General features: G+C 25.9%; 15 protein-coding genes. 3 read left to right on the plus strand and 12 right to left on the minus strand.

What is annotated here, in order from left to right; all coding sequences use genetic code 11:
- The first annotated feature begins 341 nt into the window (after positions 1 to 341).
- Positions 342 to 1,766: an APC family permease gene (locus tag BUA70_RS09145; RefSeq protein ID WP_072896571.1), complete on the plus strand. Its 1,425-nt coding sequence runs from the start codon at positions 342 to 344 to the stop codon at positions 1,764 to 1,766.
- A gap of 600 nt (positions 1,767 to 2,366) precedes the next feature.
- On the opposite strand, the gene BUA70_RS09155 is transcribed toward BUA70_RS09145, so the two are convergent.
- The 11 genes from BUA70_RS09155 to miaB form a co-directional block, all read right to left on the minus strand.
- Positions 2,367 to 3,374 carry a proline racemase gene (locus tag BUA70_RS09155; RefSeq protein ID WP_072896576.1) on the minus strand — a complete coding sequence of 336 codons (1,008 nt, stop codon included), beginning with the start codon at positions 3,372 to 3,374 and terminating at the stop codon, positions 2,367 to 2,369.
- A 134-nt stretch (positions 3,375 to 3,508) separates the two neighbouring features.
- Positions 3,509 to 4,231, minus strand: a complete 723-nt coding sequence (gene prdB / locus BUA70_RS12920; protein WP_083573499.1) for a D-proline reductase (dithiol) protein PrdB — start codon at positions 4,229 to 4,231, stop codon at positions 3,509 to 3,511.
- Positions 4,224 to 4,475: a CBO2463/CBO2479 domain-containing protein gene (locus BUA70_RS09170; RefSeq protein WP_072896583.1), complete on the minus strand. Its 252-nt coding sequence runs from the start codon at positions 4,473 to 4,475 to the stop codon at positions 4,224 to 4,226. Before BUA70_RS09170 ends, prdB begins: the two co-directional genes overlap by 8 nt.
- A gap of 30 nt (positions 4,476 to 4,505) precedes the next feature.
- Positions 4,506 to 6,587, minus strand: coding sequence for a D-proline reductase (dithiol) proprotein PrdA (prdA, locus tag BUA70_RS09175; protein WP_072896586.1), 2,082 nt, complete (start codon positions 6,585 to 6,587; stop codon positions 4,506 to 4,508).
- A gap of 16 nt (positions 6,588 to 6,603) precedes the next feature.
- Entirely contained in the window at positions 6,604 to 7,899 is a 1,296-nt protein-coding gene (gene prdC / locus BUA70_RS09180; protein WP_072896588.1) for a proline reductase-associated electron transfer protein PrdC, read from the minus strand.
- Positions 7,900 to 8,626: 727 nt separating this feature from the next.
- Positions 8,627 to 9,760 (minus strand): YkvI family membrane protein, encoded by a 1,134-nt coding sequence (locus tag BUA70_RS09185; protein ID WP_072896591.1) that lies wholly within the window; start codon positions 9,758 to 9,760, stop codon positions 8,627 to 8,629.
- Between the two features lie 122 nt (positions 9,761 to 9,882).
- Positions 9,883 to 11,187 carry a glycine/betaine/sarcosine/D-proline family reductase selenoprotein B gene (locus BUA70_RS09195; RefSeq protein ID WP_083573500.1) on the minus strand — a complete coding sequence of 435 codons (1,305 nt, stop codon included), beginning with the start codon at positions 11,185 to 11,187 and terminating at the stop codon, positions 9,883 to 9,885.
- A 27-nt stretch (positions 11,188 to 11,214) separates the two neighbouring features.
- Complete coding sequence (locus tag BUA70_RS09200; protein WP_072896599.1) at positions 11,215 to 12,501, minus strand: glycine/sarcosine/betaine reductase component B subunit; 1,287 nt, start codon at positions 12,499 to 12,501, stop codon at positions 11,215 to 11,217.
- Positions 12,502 to 12,536: 35 nt separating this feature from the next.
- On the minus strand, positions 12,537 to 12,902 hold the full coding sequence (locus BUA70_RS09205) for a GrdX family protein (protein ID WP_172607476.1): 366 nt from the start codon (positions 12,900 to 12,902) through the stop codon (positions 12,537 to 12,539).
- A 661-nt stretch (positions 12,903 to 13,563) separates the two neighbouring features.
- The gene (locus tag BUA70_RS09210; RefSeq protein WP_072896602.1) at positions 13,564 to 14,202 is read right to left on the minus strand and encodes a GntR family transcriptional regulator; all 639 of its coding nucleotides are present in this window, start codon (positions 14,200 to 14,202) and stop codon (positions 13,564 to 13,566) included.
- A gap of 626 nt (positions 14,203 to 14,828) precedes the next feature.
- Entirely contained in the window at positions 14,829 to 16,181 is a 1,353-nt protein-coding gene (gene miaB, locus BUA70_RS09215; protein WP_072896604.1) for a tRNA (N6-isopentenyl adenosine(37)-C2)-methylthiotransferase MiaB, read from the minus strand.
- Between the two features lie 382 nt (positions 16,182 to 16,563).
- Between miaB and BUA70_RS09220 the strand changes: the two genes are divergently transcribed.
- Positions 16,564 to 17,751: an aminotransferase-like domain-containing protein gene (locus tag BUA70_RS09220; RefSeq protein ID WP_072896607.1), complete on the plus strand. Its 1,188-nt coding sequence runs from the start codon at positions 16,564 to 16,566 to the stop codon at positions 17,749 to 17,751.
- 85 nt (positions 17,752 to 17,836) lie between these two features.
- Positions 17,837 to 17,992 carry a hypothetical protein gene (locus BUA70_RS13060; protein WP_159429645.1) on the plus strand — a complete coding sequence of 52 codons (156 nt, stop codon included), beginning with the start codon at positions 17,837 to 17,839 and terminating at the stop codon, positions 17,990 to 17,992.
- Between the two features lie 151 nt (positions 17,993 to 18,143).
- Here the strand turns inward: BUA70_RS13060 and BUA70_RS09225 are convergent, their stop codons facing one another.
- Positions 18,144 to 19,034, minus strand: a complete 891-nt coding sequence (locus tag BUA70_RS09225) for a GNAT family N-acetyltransferase (protein ID WP_072896610.1) — start codon at positions 19,032 to 19,034, stop codon at positions 18,144 to 18,146.
- Between the last annotated feature and the right edge of the window lie 167 nt (positions 19,035 to 19,201).

The following is a 19,201-nucleotide window of genomic DNA, read 5'->3' on the forward strand; positions in this document are numbered from 1 at the left end:
CATTTAAAATATTGGAATTATTAACAATAATATGAATATTATTGACTAATTATGTATATAATATTAAACTTATTATGAAAGTAATATAAATTTATATCTGTTAGATTAATATTTAAATAATCAATTGGTTAAGAATTTTCAATTTTCAATTTAATGTTAATAATTTTTACGTTAAATTTTCATTGAAAGTTGGTGTTATTTTATTCTCTTATAGATATAATAATGTAAACTTTATTAATATTTTTTGATTTTTTATTACATATTCTGTATATTCTCACATATTAAAGGACAATATTTATTAATTTAACAGATTGTAATTTATGAAGAGGGGGATATATATTATGGATGAAAATAAACAAAGCCGTAAAATAATGTGGTATAGTTTAGCCTTTATGGCTTTTTCTGCAGTATGGGGTTTTGGAAATGTAGTTAATGGTTTTTCAGAATTTGGTGGACTAAAAGCTATAGTATCATGGATTTTAATTTTTGCTATTTATTTTGTTCCTTATACTTTAATGGTAGGAGAATTAGGTTCTTCATTTAAAAACTTAGGTGGTGGAGTTAGCTCATGGATTGATGAAACAATAGGCCCTAAGCTTGCATATTATGCTGGTTGGACATATTGGGTTGTGCATCTTCCATATATATCACAAAAGCCTCAAGGTGCTATTATTGCTGGTTGTTGGACAATATTTCAAAATAACACAGTAAGTAAATTAGATCCTAAACTTTTGCAATTTTTATGTTTAGTAATATTTTTAGCAGGATTATGGGTTGCTTCAAGAGGTATTAAACCATTAAAACAAATAACAACTATTGCAGGTACATCAATGTTTGTTATGTCAATATTATTTATTTTACTTATGGTCGCAGCACCTGCTATTACACATAACTCTAATTTGTTAAATATTGATTGGTCAGCTAAAACATTTTTACCAACCTTTGATTTAAAATACTTTACAAGCTTATCTATATTAGTATTTGCAGTTGGTGGATGTGAAAAAATTTCGCCATATGTAAATAAGATGAAGGATCCTGAAAGAGGATTTCCTAAAGGTATGATTGCCTTAGCAATTATGGTTGCTGTATGTGCTATTTTAGGAACTATATCACTAGGTATGATGTTTGATTCTAACAATGTTCCTAAGGATTTATTAACTAATGGTGCTTATTACGCTTTCCAAAGATTAGGTGAATACTATCACTTAGGGAATACTTTTGTTGTAATATATGCTATTACAAATGTTATTGGACAAATTTCAACTTTAATATTATCTATTGATGCACCTTTACGTATCTTACTTGAAACTACAGATAAAAAGTACATACCTTCAAAATTATTTGTAAAAAATAAATATGGTTCTTTTACTAATGGTAATAAACTAATAGGAATAATTGTTTGTATATTAATCATAATTCCAGCCTTTGGTATTGGTAACGTAGATTCAATTGTTAGATGGCTGGTAAAATTAAATGCAGTATGTATGCCATTACGTTATTTGTGGGTATTTGTAGCATATATTGCATTAAAAAGAGCTGGAGAAAAATTCTCAGCAGAATATCGTTTCACAAAGAGCAAAACAATGGGAATTATAATGGGAGCTTGGTGCTTTATATTTACAGCCTTTGCTTGTATTGGAGGAATGTATTCAGATAATAAGTTCCAATTAATTATGAATATAGTAACTCCATTTATTTTAGTAGGATTAGGAATAATAATGCCTAAGCTTGCTGAAAGGGAAAGAATTGCAAAGGAACAATTATAATTTAAATTTATATTATTATATGTTTTATATACTAAAAATCTTATAAATTTAAAGGCTTAAAAAATAATTTATATAAGTTAAGTAATAGCCAATTATAATAAGAAAATTTATTATAATTGGCTATTTATTTATCTAATTAATTTTTAGCTTTTTTCAATATTAAATAATTCTAATAATAATATTTGTATTAATTTATTTATTTTTTATACTTAAATTTAATATTTGTATAAGGCTAATTATAGTAAAAATAATCAGTATTAAAATATAATATGTATCATTTCCTTTTAGTAATTTACTTAATGGATATTTAAAAATTAAAAATAAACAAAAAAATAAAATCCATTTTATTAATACTTTTTTATATTTATTCATATAAATATCTCCTTAATTTTTTATTATTAAAATCCTTTTGTAAAAAATATATATTTATTTAATTGTCTCATGTTTGATAATCATTTTCAATTAAAGTTTTTAAAGTAATAATTATAAACTTAAAAGCAACAATAAAAAAGACTAGATAAAAACCTAGTCTTTTTATTTACAACTAATTACTTACTAAATAATTCTATGTTTTAAAATTTAAAATTAAATTATTAATTTTTATTTTAAAGTAAAACCATTTTCAAAAATATCTTCGTCATCAAATAAAAGTTGATTGAATCCTGTAATATAAGCTTTTCCAGTTATTTCAGGAATTATTCCATCATATTCTCCAACCTTTGTAGTTTTTAATATTTTTCCTTTAAAAGTTGTTCCTAATATGCTTTCATAAATAAAGTCTTCGGAAACTTTAAGTTCTCCTCTTCCGTATAGGCTTGCAAGTTTTGCACTGGTTCCTGTACCACAAGGAGATCTATCTATCTGACCTTCACCAAATATAACTACATTTTTAAAAGTTGCTTTTTCATTTTTTGTAGAGGAGTAAATTTCAACTAAATCTATATTTTTTATATGACTTAAAGTGGGATGAGTAACTTTTATTGTTTTATTTAATATATCTCTTATTTTCATACCAAAATCAGTAAGCTTATCTATATTTTCTGGAATAACCTCTAAATTTAAGTCTTTTCCATTTACAATTGCAAAAAAGCTACCACCAAAGGAAATATCAACTTTTATTTCACCTATATTAGGAATATCTATTTTTACATCCTTTTTATATAAGAATGAAGGAACATTTACAATTGAAACTTCTTTAGCTTTTCCATTTTGAACTTTAACTCTTGCATCTACAATTCCTGCTGGAACATCTAAAGTTAGATTTGTATATGGTTCTACTGCTTTAACTAATCCAATTTCAACAGCTACAGTTGCAGTTCCAATTGAACCATGGCCACACATATTTAAATATCCTCCGCCATCCATAAATATTACTCCAAAATCAGCTTCATCATGAACAGGTTCAGTAATTATTGCCCCAAACATATTTTTATGACCTCTAGGTTCATGCATTATTCCTGTTCTTATATTATCTAAATTATTTTCTAAATAGGATTTTTTCTCTGCCATAGTTTTTCCTTTAATATTAGGAATTCCACCAGTTACTATTCTTGTAGGTTCACCCATTGTATGTGAATCTACTACTTGAATCAATTTAGAAAATTTCATTTTTATTCCCCCAATTTGACCTGCTTTTAACTTAATACTCATATAATCACTTTTATATATTTAGCCCCTTTAATAATATTTGCTTATGCTTTATATTAAAAATATTTACCTTTTAATATGAATGTTTAAGATGATTAAATTTTAGCTCTATATTCATAAGGTAGTGGAACTATAGTTCCCGGTGTTTTTATTTCAATTAGATTTTTTAAAGCATCTTTTAATATACCTTTTTGCATTTTTATATTATTTGGTTCACCAGCATTTGCACCCATAGGAACTAATGGTGCTACAGCTCTTGGTGTTCCAGTTTGTCTAACAACTGGTGGAAGTGCTGCAATAATTATAGTAGGAATCCCCAATTCCTCTATCGCTCTTTGCACTAATACAGAAGAGCGATGACAGGTTCCTCAGCCAGCAGTTAATATAACTCCATCTACATTTTCATTTTTTAATATTTGAGCTATCTTAGGACCAGTTTCATCCCTGAATTTATCTTGGTCTCCTCCACCACCCATAAAACCAATATTACTTTCAGCTATTTCCTTTATATATCCTTCCTTTACAAGTTCTCTTAATCTATCAATTGGAAACATACAGTTTATATCTTTATTAACATCTGAATTATCATATCCTCCATGAGATACCATAAGATCAGATGATGAAGTATCTCCAGGAATTAATCTATAAGTAAAATCTCCTGCTAAATTAAATCTTTTATCACTTTTTAAATGAACACCAGCAGCTGATGCTATAGCAATTTTCATTTCATTTAAGGGTTTAGTTACAGGAGCCCAAACTGGTTGTGGAGTTATAGGAACATATATTTCCGACTGTAAGCTTTTTATAATATTAATCATTTACTATCCCTCCCCTTCTTTCTATATTACTTAAATATTTTTCATTAACATTTGGTGATATAACCTCTGGAAAGCTCATATTAAAAGCTACCTCTTCACCAACTTTTAAAGGATAATCTGTTATAAGCATTCTCATTGGAATACTTAAATACCCTAATCTACCTTTAAAATCTATTCCTACAGAACCATCAGATATTTTAACTATTATTCCTTCCATTTTTATTATTTTATCCCCATATTTCATTAGCTTATCACCTACAATTCAAATGAAGTTTTAAGAATATTTTTCCTTTCTTTTTTCACTGATAGGAATAGAAGTTTCATTTAAAACTCTCTCTATTTTTATTCCGTAAGCATTTTCTATATCTTCTAAATTATTCTCCTTAATATTAGGATTCCATTTTCTTTCAGCTTTTTTTACATCTTCATTTTCCATAGCTACTTTTAATATTTCTAATGCTCTTATAGCATCTTCTTTACATAAAGTATTGCAGCCTAAAATTTCATTTTCTATTCCCTGTTCTGATTTATTATTATCTACCATATATTTCATATATTTATTACCAACAACTAAAGCTCCTTGATTTGCACAAAATGACATTCCAACACAAGGTATTCCTCTCATTCCAATTTGCTCTATATGAGATGCAAAATCTATATGATTATTACCAAATCCTTCTGTTGTAACAATAGCTCCATCAACATCCATAAATTCTACAATCATACCTAATCTTTTAGATACATAAAACTTTTCTGCATTTATTTGAGGAGATCCTACAAATATAACTCCTGCTAAATCTATATTTTCATCATTCATAGCTTGTATAATTAAAGGTTCTCTAAAATAATGTCTTGAACATTCCTTTGATGCAGGTCCTATACAAGTTAAAGCATGGATTCCTCCATCTAAAACTTCAAGAGGTGAAAGCATTATAGGTACATTTCCTATATCAACATTTGGTTTACCACCTAAAACTCCAACAGGTTCAATTGGCAGTATTATATTATCATGCATAGCACCTTGTCCCATTATCTCTTTAACTAAAACTACTTTTTTCTTATTAGGTCTTCTGTATTCTTTTAGGTGTTCAGTATTTATAATTAAAGATTCATCTGCTTTTTTAAGAGCCTGTCTAATTTCTTCAGTTATAAAATCAGTTGCTGTATGTGCAGCTATTGGTCCTGGTCTTTCCATATTAGTTCCCTTTGCAATTACAACATTTGTTTTTATAAATATGTCTCCTTTATCTGGGCATCCTGGTCTATTCCAAATAATATTTTCTTCTAAAATACCTTCTGATGATCCAAATTCACCGATTTGTACTCCACATTCATCAGTACCAGTTACCATAACTATAACTCCATCTATAATTCTTGTAACTCCAGAACCTAATTCAGAGCCATTTTCTTTAGTAGCTATAGGTTGTACATCCATTATTGTATTAGAATAAGTATTATATTTATCTGGAGTTATTATTTCTATTTTTATATCATGGACTAAATCATTAATTTTAACTGCATCATCACATATATTATTTCTAATATATAAAGTTTTTCCATCTATTTTAGTTTCTTCTCCAAATTTAACTTCTTCTATTAAAAAATGCTTTTTAGTTAGTTCTCTTATAATTTTAGATTCATTAATGGTTTCTTTGATATTTTTATTAACTTCTTTTTTACTATCCTCTATCTTTTCTTTTTTAATTATGTTTTCTTTAGGAAGAGGATTTTCATTAAAGAAGGAATTATTTATTGGTATTTCTATATCTATTCCCTTTCCTTCCGCAATTTTAATTTTTAAAATAGAAGAAGCTTCATTACTTTTATTAATTTTATTTGGTTCTTTAAAAGCTTCTTCTCTAAAGCCTTCTATCATATTTTTGGTTATAGGAGTTAGTGCTTCACTATCTTTTAATAGTTTTTTTCCTATTACATCTTTAGAACTTAATACAGAATCATCTAATTTAATAAGGAGTGAGTCTTCTAATTGATCAAAATACATAGGATTTTCTAAATCTTTTTTATCTATTATTTCTCCTTTTCTTTTATGAACTTTTAAAACTGCTTTAAAATTATCATCCTTTAAAGAATTTTCATTAGATTCTTTAATTCCTTCTAATATATCTTTAGTTAAAGGAGTTAAAGAATCAATAGTTTTTAGAAGTTTTGCTCCTATAACTTGAGATACTTTTAAGGAATCATCTGGTATTATTAAAAGTCCAGAGTCAACTAAATCTGGAAAAATATCTGGATCTTCTAAATTTTCATAAGATAAAATTGTACCTTTTTCAGTTCTACAACAAACAATAGCAACTTCATCTTTAACCTCTTCGCCATGCTCTTTAGTCATTGACATTAAAATCATCTCCTTTTTATTCTAATCTTCTAGTTAACTTATGATTAACTGTTCTAAAAACATGATCTGTATGATGGTATACAGGAAGGCCAAGTTTAGGTGCGCAATTCATAACAGTATTTGTACAGTCACAGCAATTTGAGATTAAGATTCTCTCTGCTCCTGCTTTTTTAAATTGTAAAACAAGAGCTGCTTGTCCTGGGCAATGTCCGGGAGTTTTGCATTTTAAAGAATTTTTAATATAATTCACATTTTTACATTCTAAAACTTTTACTACATTAGATTCCATTTTAGAAGCTAAATCTCTTAATCTATCTTCATTTGCTCCACAGGCACATACAAGCAATCCTAAATTTCCTTTAAATTTTGGAATTTCCATTGTAACTATTGCGCCACCTGAGGTTTTAGTTACAATGGAGTCTTCTAAATTATACGATTTACCAGTATAGGGTCCTCCTATAATAATTTCTCCATAGTCTCCATCAATACCACCTGCTTTTTCTATAAGATCTGAAATTTTCATTCCAATAGGCACTTTAAGAAAGACTTTTGTATCTTTTCCACTTTTTAATTTTCCTGATACTGAAATATCTTTGTCTATAAAAGGTTTACAGTAATCTATAGCATAAGCTATATTAGCTAAAGTTTCTCCATTTAATACTACAGAATTAGCTTTTATTGGTAGTTCATCTGGTTCTAACCAAGTTCCTAATATTCCATTAATTAAAGCTCTCTCCTCACCCATTGGATATATATCTTGAAACTCTTTTATTTCTATATTTTCTTCATCTTTTAAAGAATTTTCTAAAGCTTTTATTGCTTTTTTATTTTTAGCCTTTATTCCAATGTAAGCTTTTTTTGCTTTAGTAGCTTCCATTGCATATTTTATTCCTTTTATAATTATTTCTGGATTTTTTTCTATTAAAGTTATATTGTGATTCAGTAAAGGTTCACATTCAATACAGTTTGCAATGATAAAACCATTAGGTATGTTAGATTTTAATTTTATATAAGTTGGAAAGCCAGCTCCACCAGCTCCAACTATTCCAGCTTCATAAACTGTATCAGCAATAGAATTAGATTTTTTTATTTTTACATAATCAGAATCTTGAATTTCATCAGCTTTTATTATAATTTCATCTTTAGTTATGTTTTTAACTATCCCATTAACGCTACTATGAATTTTAGCTCCCAGCCCCATTTTAGGTTCAGCTATACATTGACCTCTCTTAACTTTCTCATTAATCTTTACAACTGCTTCACAAGGAACACCAACATGCATTTTTAATGGAAATTCGAATAACTTATTCATTTCTTCACTTCCCATATTTATTTTTAATAAAATAATCTGTAAAATATACTTTTTATAATACCTTTAGGAATTTATTTTTATAGAAGAGGATATGTTTATTATTTTATATAAAAATAATTTACTATTATAAATAAATTGATGAATTTTATTTTTTATTATTTCATTTATAAATTTGTTTATATAAGATTATTTGGTATAAAATATAATTTTTTATTCTTTTATAGTTTGAATTATTAATAAATTTAAGGTTATTTTTTAGATTTTATAACCCTTAAGATGATATGCTTTTTATAAGTTAAATATTATACAATGTATAATATATATATAATATATTTATTAGAGTTGTGTCAATATTTTGAAAGTTGCAAATATAAAAAATCATATTTGCATAATATCATATTCTTATAAATCTTTTATATTACATAATATATTTTTCATTATACTTCTATCAATAAATGAGCATTTAATCAAAAAACAATGAATTCTTTATTATTTTAATAATTTTATTTTTATAATTATAATTTTCAAAATTTAAATATAAAAGTTTAAAATAATATTAAAAAAATCTTTTAAAATAACCATTTATTTTTATATGAAAATATAAATAATTTATTTTTTTGTAAAAAAGGGAGCTATTTAAAATAGGAATTAAATTTCTATTTTAATACAGCCCCCTAACTTAAAATCTAATAAAATTTTAAGTTTATATATTTATTTAAATTAAAGATTAAATTTTCTCTATATTAGATTGATCTTTTGATTTAATCTTTTTAAATATATTTATAACACTTCTAATTATCATTATTATAAGTAAAATAGCTCCTACATAACCATTAATTCCATATATTATATTTATAAGTTTAGAAAATGGTAAGTATAGACCTATTATTACTCCAACTATAGCTAAAATTATAGTTGAAATTTTAAATTGTTTGCTTCCATCTTCGGTAAATCTACCAGATACATTATATAAAAGTGGCACTGATGTTGTATATATACCTGCCATAATAATTACAGCAAATAATGTTCCAAAGTATGGAGTAATATCTTTTGCTATTTGAAGCATTGGAATTTCAGTACCTGCTACAATATGAATACATCCCATAAGACCAAGAGCTACTACCATAACTCCTATTGAAAAGGCTACTCCACCTCCTATCCCACCTAAACGAGCTTCTTTTTGACTTTGTGCTTTAGTTCCCATAATTCCTAAAAAACTTGCAAGCCAAAGCATACAAAATCCAACATATGAAAACACAACAGATATCCAGCTACTAGAAACCGTGATTAATTTACCCTCTGAAGCTAATTTTTCAACAGCAGGATTAACTATTTCAGGGCTAAGGGACGAAAAATTTTTAACTATAGAAAATATACCAAGTAATATTGCTATAGCAACAATAATTGGTCCTAATTTTCCAAGAACATTAACTATCTTATCAAGTCCCATAATAACTGTTATTATTGCTAAAACACCCATTATGATTCCTCCAACACTTACAGGAAGACCATAATGTTCATTTAATGTAGCTCCTGCACCGCCAATCATTACAGTAAAAGATAGAAAACAAAATAATACTGAAAAGTAATCAAAGAATTTACCTACATATTTACCGCAATAATAGGAATATATATCTCCACCTTTTTCAAAGTGATTTCTTTGTCCTACCATTAAAAAGCTTGCACATACATAAGCTAAAAGGATAAGAGTTAAAAAAGCTCCTGCTATTCCAAAAAATCCAAAGCCTGCAAAGTATTGAAGAACTTCTTGCCCCGTAGCAAATCCTGAGCCTATTAAAAAAGCTAAAATTGCTCCAGAAAACATGATGACGGATTTTACACTTACTTTATCATTATTCATAATAAAACCCCTTATCTATTATTAATTCTTAATCAAAAAAGGCTTTAAATTGGGAAAGTTTTTTCTTTCCCAATTTATAATAATTATATTTTGAAATAAAATTAAGCTAGATTTCTAAATTTTTAGAAAAGAGTTTGTTCTTTTATGTCTGTAGCTAAGGATTTTACTGCTCTTTCAACAAGATTTTCTCTTAGAGCCTCTTCTCCTTTAGGAGAAAGTTTTGGATTGCCTACTGGATATGGTATAGCGATAGTTGGAACTATTCTGTTAGCTCCTACTGATTGAGATATTGTAATTATTGTAGCCATATGAACTACTGGTATTCCGTATCTTTCAATTTCTTTTACAATTGTTGCACCGCAACGAGTACAAGTTCCTCATGTAGAGGTTAATATAACTCCATCTACACCAGCTTCTTTAAGTTCTTTACCTATTTCTTTTCCAAATTTAAGTGCATTTCCAACGGATGTTCCTGTACCTGTTGTTGTATAAAAATAATCATAGACTTTTCCTATAATGCCTTTGTCTTCATATTTTTTCAATATATCAAGAGGAATTACTCTATTAGGGTTTGCATTAGCATAAACAGGGTCATATCCTCCATGGATAGTATAGTATCCTTCCCCTAATTTCTTTAAATCACTAACATCATATTTACCCCATTTTCTAGCACTTGCTGATTGAATTTTGTCAGGATTTCCTCTAGGTACAATACCACCTGTTGTAACAAGAGCTATAGTTGCCTTACTTAAATCTTTAATAGCTTTAGCTATTTCTACAGTATCAAAAACTGGCATAGGAAGTTCAGTTTTGAAATCTTTATTATTTAAACGATTTAAAAGCATATCTATTGCTCTTTCAGAACCTCTTTTTTCAACTATTATTGTTTTTCTCTTTCCTTGAGGTATATATTCATCTACTTCAGGAAAATCAAGTTCTTCTTTCTTAAGAATCTTTTTAGCTAAATTTGCCATAGAACTTATTGCTTTTCTCATTCCTGCAGCAGAATCCTTAGTTGAAGCAATAATTACCTTATCTTTACAAGATTCAATACCAGGATTTTCAATGTACATACCTGTAATTGCTGGAATATTTAAATTTTTAACAACAGTTTTTGATATTTCTCCACAAGCCATTCCATATCTACCAGCATTAAATGCAGGTCCTGCAATAAATATATCTGGAGAAACTTTTTTTATGATATTAAGTATATCTTCTAAAGCATCTTCTTTATGCTCATTAAAATAATTATCTCCACAGATTATTGTACCTACTACCTCTCCTATATCTTTTATATTTTCATTAAATCCAAGAGATGGACCAACAACGCCTTCTTTAAATACTGGTTTCATATCTGCTTTGTCTTCTCCACCCACTTGTCCGAAAAATTGATTTACATAATATAAAACTTTAAACTTATCTGACATTTTTAATATCCTCCCTTCAATCTTTAATTAATACAATCTTGCAGTACAGTAATGATAGCCTATTTCTGATGTGGCACCTATAACAGCATTTAATTCACAGGTTATTGTTCCATCTTCTGAAAGAGAGCCATCCCATCCACCAGCAAGAGTTGATATTGCCTTTGGATTTCCTATTATTTTTTCAGCTGGAGGTAAATTAACTACATGACTTACATTTCCACAGGATATAACAGAAACAGCTTCTTTAATTGTATCTGCTAAAGGTTGTGACATGCCATCCCATCCTGAACACTCATCTGTAACAAGAACAGTTTTTATACCGCTAGTTTCAAGTCTTTTACATATCATTAAAAGGTCAGAGTCTGGATTTCCATAACCTTCTTCTGAAACTATAACTCCATCTGCTCCTAGCATTTTACAAAGTTTAGCTGTATAATCACAGGTTCTAAATTTTCCTTCAAGAGTTGTAAGCTCTGGATCTAAAATTACTCCTAAAAAGTTTATATCCTTTCCATGTCTTTTATAAAGATCTAAAATAACTGAATTATTTTGATGCTGATAAGTTGTGATTTTATCGCAAGCTGCAACACAGTTACCACTTATTACTGCTCCATCTAATTCTTCGTTAGGATGCATTAAAGTTGGTAATATTTCTTTACTATTTACTCCATATATATATCCATCATGAAGTAGTCCTTGAGAAATAAGCATTTCAACATATAAAACCTTTGGAAGATTTGGATATTTATTAGTTTCATCAAATATGTTTCCCATTTCATATACTTCAACTTCATTAGGTTCTACATTTTTACCTGCAAGGCCTACAAGTTCTGCTGCTCTAAGTCCTATAATTCTAACAGTTTCTTCATGTTCATGTGGTTCTAATCCTTCAATAGGAGTTATATCAATAACTAAATTAAAAGTTTTAGAAAAAGGTGTCCATTTAGCCCCTTCTCCCCACATATCAATTACACCTTCTTGAAAGCCTACTATGTCACCTATAGTAACAATTGCTGCTCCATTTAAAACATTTACTTTTCCAGATCCTAATTGGGCCATATTAGTTGTAACTCCAGGGAAACCATTACCGTCTCCTTCTATTTTTACTCTTGGTTCTATAACATCTTTTACAGGAATTATTCTAACTTTTTCACCTGGCTTTGCTATATCAACTTTTATTTCTTTAACCCTATGGTCTTTTTTTAAATTTTTTATAAGTTCTTCTTTATTTACTTTTAAAGTGCCATTTAAAACTTCAGTCTTTTCTCCAAATTCAATGTCTTTAATATTAATTTTTCTTAATTCAAGTTTCAAAGAAAACACCTCCTAAAATTTTAAAACAATAATACTTATGTTATTTTAATTTCGTCAAAGGCAGATTTTAACAGTTCAAAGTCTATAAGTTTATAATCATCTTTATTTTTGTTATCTTCTTTCCTCACCTCCATATGTTGATTATATTTTATTATGCTATTTTCTATTATTTCTAAATGAATGGGATTTATTTTTGATTGTTTTTCTTTAATTACTATAGATCTATAAGGAGAAAATAACATTCTAAGGCTAGCTCCTAAGGGATAGGTTATTAGTTCAGATCCAAATTGTATAAGATCTCTTGTTTTTATAAGGACATCTTTCATACTTCCTTCTATATAAAGTACATTTTCCATATTTTCCTTTACTAAAGGATTATTAGTGATTATTGTGTGGTTCAATAAAAATCACCTCTTTTTTTAAATATTTTACCAATGTATTATAAAAAACATTTTATTATATAATATATATATTCAAGAAATATTATTAATGTACATTATGTATATCAATAATTTATTATAATTATATTTTACTATAAATATGTATAACACCCAAGATTATTTTAAGAATTTTCAGATAATTATGAAACCGAATAAATACTAAGGCAAAAATTACGTTTATCTATAGTGTTTGATAATTTTTTCCCTTATATATGAAAATTATTTAATATATTAAAGAATTTATTAGTAGCCAAAAGTTTTCCAATTAACTTTTAGATAAAGTATATACTTTTACTTTCTATTTATACTATTTCTTTTAAAAATAATTCAATAAAGTTTTATTAAGAATTCAAATAATAGTAATACATAGATTAATAGAATTAAATTTTAATAAATACAAAAAAAATAAAGGTTGTTTTATTAAAACAACCTTTATTTTTTAATTAAAAATGGGGATTTTATATAAAAATTTAATATTTAAATTTTTATATATTAGGTATAAATCTTATTTTTTCTCACATAGTTTTCTCTAAATTAAATTAAAATTTTTCTAGATTTTAAATAACTTTTTCTAAATAATTATTATTTTTTCATAGTAAAAACTCCGTACAGTACGAAGTTTTTAAAGCATTTCCTCTTTTATTTTTTGTACAAAGGTATCTATATGTTCTCTTGAGAATTTTTCTACCTTTGATAAATCCTTTTCTTTTATTGCATCAAGAACATTTCCTAAAGTATCTGTAAAGATATCCATAGAATCTATATATTGTTCAGAATAATGCCAAAGTCTTTCAGTGTGTATATGTAAATCACTTAGGATCTTTTGAAGACATGGATTATTACAATTTTTAAGAACTGTTTGGTGAAATTTTTCATCTTCAATAATAGCTTTTTTATAGTCTTTATCAATATCATAACTATTAAGAGTTTTCATTATATCTTCAAGTTTTTTTATATCACCTTCACTAATTCTAGGTGTAGCAAGCTTTACTGCAAAAGGTTCAAATTCCCTTGTTACTTCAAAAACAGATTTCATATATTTAAAATCTATATGATATACTTGTGCTCCAAATCTTGGAATTATATTAAGTAAATTATCTCTACTTAATTGTTGAAAAATTTCTCTAATAGGCGTTCTGCTTATATTAAATTCATTAGCAATATCTACTTCATTTAAAACCATTCCTGGCTCATATTCAAGATATATTATTCGTTTTTTTAACATATCATAAATTCTATCTGATTCATTTTTTCTATTCATTGATGTAACCCCTCTCTTCTCACTACATAAATATATTTTATCATAATTATAATAATATATGTTTATTTAATTACTTAGAATAAAGGCTATAACTTATAAAATTACCTGAATCTTATTTATGAAAATATATAGCTAATATACTTTACATATACTTTCTATTGGTAAATTTGCTTTTTTAGTTGTATTGCAAAAGCTATCTATTCTTTTCTTTCTTTTAATTTATTTATAAGTGACTAATAAAACTATATAATTTTTCCCTTTACTAATTTTATTATTAAACTTATATTTTAAATAATTTTTAGTATAAACATAATAAAAAAAGAACCTAGGAAATAATATACACTTAGATTCCTTTTTTATAAATAATAATATTTCTAATTAACTCTATAAAGAGATATTAATTAATATTAAACAAAATTATTATTGCCGATTATACTATTTATACTATTGTTTTAACTTATTATCAAAATTTTATTTATTTTATAACATTTTATAATTTATAAACTTCTTAAAGTAATTTAAAACTTACATAAATATCTTTATAGATTTTATAAATATATAAAAAATACCGTAAATTCATTTATGAATATTACGGTATTTAAATTATACTATATACTTATTAAATCTTAAACTTCTTCACCAGTTAATGAAAAAGATTGCGCCTTTGTTATTTTAACATTAACTAATTTTCCGATATTATTAAAATCTCCAGTAAAGTTAACAAGTTTTCCGCTTCTTGTTCTACCTGTTAATCTACTTTCATCATTTTTACTAGTTCCTTCTACTAAAACTTCAACAACTTTACCTTCAAATTCTTTATTTTTTCTTGCAACTATCTCATTTATAGTATCAACTAATCTATTAAATCTTTCATGTTTAACAGCATCATCAATTTGATTTTCCATTTCATCTGCTGGAGTGTATTTTCTTCTTGAATATATAAATGTGAAAGCTGAATCATATTCTACTTCTTTAACTAAAGATAAAGTTTCCTTAAAGTCCTCTTCTGTTTCACCTGGGAAACCTACTATAATATCAGTAGTAAATCCCACATTTGGAATTTCTTCCTTTATCATTTTAACAAGTTCTAAGTATTGCTCTCTTGTATAGTGTCTATTCATATCTTTAAGGATTTTACTTGAACCACTTTGAACTGGAAGGTGAACTTGCTCACAAAGTTTATCACAGTCTCTTATAGCAAGTATAACATCTTTTGTTAAATCCTTAGGATGAGATGTCATAAATCTAACTCTTTCTAATCCCTCTATTTCATTTATTCTTCTTAAAAGACTAGCAAAATTAATTTCTTCTTCAAGACCTTTACCATAAGAGTTAACATTTTGACCTAAAAGAGTAATTTCTTTATATCCTTCAGAAACTAATTCTTCTATTTCTTTTATAATATCTTCAGGTTTTCTACTTCTTTCTCTTCCTCTTACATAAGGTACTATACAATAAGTACAGAAGTTATTACATCCATACATTATAGTAACGAAGGCCTTTAAATCACTTTTTCTATCTATTGGAATTCCCTCAACTATTTTTGATTCTTTATCTACTATTTCTTTAACTTGAACTCCTTCTTGTTTTACTCTATTTAAATATTCTGGAAATTTATAAGAGTTATGAGTTCCAAATATTATATCAACATATGGGAATGTTTTTAATATTTTATCAGCCATTCCTTTTTGCTGCATCATACAACCGCAAACTGCAATAACTAAATTAGGATTCTTTTCTTTTAAAGCTTTTAGTTGTCCTAAATTACCAAAAACCTTATTTTCAGCATTTTCCCTAACACAACAAGTATTAAATATAATTATGGAAGCATCTTCTTTAACATCAGTTCTTTCATATCCAATTCTTTTAAGCATTCCAGAAAGTTTTTCTGAATCTTCTTCATTCATTTGACAACCATATGTACAAATAAAGAATAAATCTTGGTTCTTTTTATCATTTATAATTAAGTTATTATTCATAATATTTATGTTCCTCCAAAATTAAAATTACTTTTTGTATTATAGCATAGATATACTGCAAAATAAAAGTCTAGGTTTTTTTAAAAGCTTCTTTTAATATGATTTAAAGTTTATTATTTTTAAACTATATTTACTTATTATTTAAGTATATAGATATTTTGATTGTAAATACCCTTATAAATTTCAGTTAAAAAATTATATAAATAATCTAGTTTTCATTACATAATAATTATTTAAAGTGATAGAATTTTGAATGTTTCATGAGCTTTTCTTGCAATTTTATAAAAATAATAATAAAATTAATATTAGTATAAATTTTAGCAATAATTTTAAAAGTATATACAATTTTTCTTTAATATATTCTTTGGAGGTGGACAATTTAATGGATATACGTTATTCAGAGGCAGCAAAAAAATTAAAGGCTTCAGAAATAAGAGAAATATTAAAATTAACAGAAAAACCAGAAGTTATTTCCTTTGCAGGTGGTCTTCCTGCACCAGAATTATTTCCTTTAGAAAATATAGAAAAAATTACAGAAGAGGTTTTTAAAAAGGAAGGTAAAGCTTGCCTTCAATATGGTACAACAGAGGGATATAAACCTTTAAGAGAGATAATTTTAAGTCAAAGATTAAAACCTTTTAATATGATGGGAAATATAGAAAACATATTAATTATAAATGGTTCTCAGCAAGCCTTAGATTTTACAGGTAAGTTATTTATAAATAAAGGAGATATAATAATAGTTGAAAGTCCTAGTTATTTAGGAGCAATAAATGCTTTTAAAGCTTATGGACCTAAGTTTGTAGAGGTTCCTATGGATGATGATGGTATGATTATAGATGAACTTGAAAAAATATTAAATAAATATAAAGATGCAAAGTTTATTTATACAATTCCAGATTTTCATAACCCTACCGGAAAAACCTTATCCTTAGAAAGAAGAAAAGCTCTTGTAGAATTATCCTCAAAATATAAAATTCCAGTTATAGAGGATAGTCCTTATAGTGAACTTTCCTTTGAAGGTGAAAAATTGCCTACTGTAAAAAGTTTTGATAAAGATGGTTATGTCATTTATCTAGGATCTTTTTCTAAAACATTTTGTCCTGGATTTAGAATTGGATGGATATTTGCAGATAAAGAGCTTATTAATAAGTATGTTATAATAAAACAAGGAGCAGATCTTCAGGTAAGTTCTTTAGATCAAAGAGTTGTTGCTTATTATATGGAAAAATATAATCTAAATGATCATATTAAAAAAATTATAGATGTATACAAAAAAAGAAGAAATATAATGCTTGAGGCTATAGATGAATATATGCCAAAGGAAATTAAATTTACAAAATCTAAAGGTGGATTATTTACTTGGGCAGAACTAAAACCTGAGTTAGATGGAGCAAAGCTTTTAGAAGAGGCCTTAAAATATAATGTAGCCTTTGTGCCAGGAGGATCTTTCTTTCCTAATGGAAATCATAACAACTTTATTAGACTAAATTATTCTAATATGCCAGAGGATAGAATTATAGAAGGAATTAAAAGACTTTCTACTCTTTTAAATAAATACTATAAATAAAAGTTAAAAATATTTTTATTTATAATGATTTCATAATTATATTTTATACTTTTTGGTTATATTACTAAAAAGGAGGTTTTTAATTATGAAAAATATAAAAGATCCTAATGAAAAATCTAATTTAACTAATAAATCTTATGCAAATGAAAACCTATACTCTAGAGGATATTATGGTACTCATCTTACAGATAATATTTTATATACAAAAACTTCATATGTGCCAAAGGAATCTTTATTCTAACTATAGATTAATTTGAAGATAATTTCTTTAAAGGGACTGTATTATAAAGTTTTTAGTTAATATATAATTTAATATGCTAGCTTCAAATGTTTAAGTATACTATTTTATATATTGTATAGCTTTTTATACAGTTCCCTTTTATAAAAATATTCTATACTAAGTTTGTTTTTTTATTTTTATAAAATGTTATTGTATCAATATATTTAAATCCTAAATTATTATATAAATTTAAAGCTATATTATTTTCAATATCTACTCTAATAAAAATTTTAGTTATATTTTTTTCTTTTGCAAGATACAATAGTCTTTCTATCAAATATTTACCTAATCCCTTTCCTCTATACATATCTAATACCCCTAAATTTACTATCATATAAGAGTTATGGAATTTTATTATTTGACCATATCCTATAGGTTTACCTTTATATTTCAAAAATATAGAAAAATCCTTTAAATAATAATCTTGCTTTTGATCTAAAATAATATCTTCTTTATTCAAAGGTATCCTAGAAGGATCATTAAAAATTTCATTTTGCAAATCACATCTTAAAGTTTCATCTTTTCCTTTTACAAAAGTTGAAATATCTAAAAATGGTGATTTATCTTTATAGGAATAATTAAAATCTTTTAAATCTAATCTTTTTAATAAACTTTTATTATTTATAAAAAGTCCTAATTTTAATAAAAGTTTGTCTAAACCTTTATTATCAAAACCTTCATAATAAACCACTTTATTTGAAAACATTTCATTTAAACTAAGGTTAGATTTTAATATTTCTTCTATATAATTAGAATCTATAGAGATTTCATTGATATTTATAAAAAAGTCTGAAAGATTTTCATAGCGAATATACCCTATAAGCCTATTATCAAATATTATAAATTTAAGCTGAAAATAAATTTTAAATTTATTTTTTAAAGTAAGTTTTTTTGATTTATCCATTAATGGTGTTTCTATTGTATTTGTTACAAAATTATTATATTTACCTTTCAGTATATCTTTTGTAAATTTTAGATTGAAATTTTCTACATAAATACTCATATCAGCATCCCTTAAACTATTGATAATAATATTATTATACTATAAAACTTAAAATTATTATTAATTAAAATAATTTTATAGTAAAAAATAAAGTAAATATAATAATTATAAAAAGAACCTACATAAATAGCTTTTTATAAATAGCTACTATATAAGTTCTTTTTATT

Source organism: Clostridium fallax (assembly GCF_900129365.1).
Classification (GTDB): Bacteria; Bacillota; Clostridia; order Clostridiales; family Clostridiaceae; genus Clostridium_AH; species Clostridium_AH fallax.